Annotated in this window: 1 protein-coding gene; it reads right to left on the bottom strand. The window is 73.0% G+C overall.

Translation table 11 applies throughout. From position 1 onward, the window contains the following. The coding region (locus QN345_RS18940; protein ID WP_323509099.1) for a hypothetical protein at positions 1 to 1,491 on the bottom strand (1,491 nt) is incomplete at both ends.

Below are 1,491 nucleotides of genomic sequence, written 5' to 3'. Positions count from 1 at the left end.
CGCGCGAGACAGCCGATCGGGCCTCGGAGCGTGCCGCCGACCACGTCGCCCAGCGCACGAGCGAACGCGAGGAGGCCCGCTTTCGCTCGGCCGTGGCCCGCCGCGAGCTCGCCGAGGCGGAGGCTGACCTCGCCGCGGATGCCGCCACGCTGCACCTCCCCACCCAGCCGGAGGCGATCCCGTCGAGGGCGGCGGCCAGGCCCTGGTGCTCCGCGGAGATCGTGTCGAGTTCGACTCGCGCCTCGCGCAGCCGGTGGGCGCGGGCCGCTTCGCGTGCACTCTCTCCGATGAACCGGGCCGTGTCGACGGACCAGGCGCCGAACGCCGAACCCAGGCGGTACCGGCCGGTGAGGCTCACCCATACCGCGGGCGAGTCGTCGCCGAAGCCGATCGCCGAGGAAGAAGTGCCGTCGGAGTGGGAGTCAGAATCGGCTCCGTTGTCGAAGTCGGGATCAGCGCCGCCGTCGGTTGTGTCCCCGCCGAGGCTGATGCCTCGCAACACCGCCTCGATCGTCTCCGCGGTCACGGCCGACCCCGCGGGCGGCTCAGCGACGAGTACCGACGCAAGCGTTCCGACGGATGCCGTTGCACGCGCCCCGCGCAACAGTAACTGCCCATTGCCGGGCAGGCGCAGGTCCCCGTCAGGCAGCACGAGCGAAGTGAGCAGCCCGCTGCCCTCAAGAGCGGCCTCGAGCCCGGCCCGCTGCTCCGCGCTGACCTCGTCTGTGAAGCTCACCGCGCGCCAGAGCGGAAGGGACCCCTCGGGCGCGGCGGTGCGGGTGTGCGGCAGGGTCGGCTCGACCGAGTCGCCCTGCTCGAGCCCGGAAATCTCGGTGCGGAGAGCCTCGCGCCTGATCGCGAGGTCGCCGAGCCGGTGCCGGAGGTCAGCGCGCTGCCGTTCCAGCTCGGCCTGCAGCCGCTGGGCGTCCCTGCGCAGCGCAGTGCTCGCGGGGTTCTCGCCCGTGCGCAGTCGCACCCAATCGGCGAAGGCGCCGAACGCGTCATCTGGAACGGCGAGCTCAGTGAGTCCGGCCAGCACGATCTCGACCTCGGAGACGTAAGCATCGACGGCGGCCTCGACCGCGGCATCCGCCACGGTGCGTTCGTCGGTCGCCTCCGCCAGCCGGGTCTCGGTCTCGGCTTCGCGCAGGTCCGCCGCGCCGAGGTGCCCTTCGGCCTGCTCCAGCACTGTGATCAGCGCAGAGACCCGGTCTAGGGATTCACGTAGTCGGGACACGCGGGCAGCGGTCGCGGTACGCTCGCGCTGGAGGGCCGCCTCGAAGCCGTCGAAGCCGCCGGATGCGTCGGCACGCCGTCCACCGCGCGCGACCGGCCAGCCGGACTCGTCCGGTACGAGCCCGAGCCCCGCCGAGTCGTGCTCGATCCCGGCACCCACGGCCGCAGCGACCGCCAAAACGCTGGCCTCACGGAAGCCGGTCGCGCCCGCCACGAATTCGGACCGGGCGTCCGTCGCCTCCGCATCGGCGCGAG

The sequence above is a fragment of the Cryobacterium sp. 10I1 genome, assembly GCF_035019805.1.
Lineage (GTDB): Bacteria > Actinomycetota > Actinomycetes > Actinomycetales > Microbacteriaceae > Cryobacterium > Cryobacterium glucosi.
This window is presented reverse-complemented; position numbering and strand designations above follow the sequence as displayed.